Annotated in this window: 1 protein-coding gene; it reads right to left on the bottom strand. The window is 60.0% G+C overall.

The genetic code is table 11. The annotated features are described in order from the left end of the window. The coding region (locus PVA39_RS23240) for an Ig-like domain-containing protein (RefSeq protein ID WP_274126075.1) at positions 1 to 405 on the bottom strand (405 nt) is incomplete at both ends.

Genomic DNA, 405 nt, shown 5'->3' on the forward strand with positions numbered 1-405 from the left:
ATCGGCAGTGATGTTGGCATCGAGGCTGATGGTCGGGACTGGGGCAGTGACGTCGACGCTATAGCCTTCGCTGTCCGTGGCAGTACCAATGTTGCCGGCAGCATCGGTGGTGCTGATGCTGGCGTTGATGGTTTTGCCAGCATCGGCGACCAGGTCGGCGCCCGGTACGTTGATGCTGAAGGTCTTGTCGGCCTGTACTTGACCAGTGAAGTTCTTGCCATTGACGGTCAGGGTGACGGTGTCACCGGCCTTGGCATCGCCACCGACAGTGCCGGTGACTGGAATCTGCTGAGTGGACTCTGCGACGTTGATCACGTCATCGGCAGTGATGTTGGCATCGAGGCTGATGGTCGGGACTGGGGCAGTGACGTCGACGCTATAGCCTTCGCTGTCCGTGGCAGTACC

It is taken from the genome of Pseudomonas sp. CNPSo 3701 (genome assembly GCF_028674975.1).
Taxonomy (GTDB): domain Bacteria; phylum Pseudomonadota; class Gammaproteobacteria; order Pseudomonadales; family Pseudomonadaceae; genus Aquipseudomonas; species Aquipseudomonas straminea.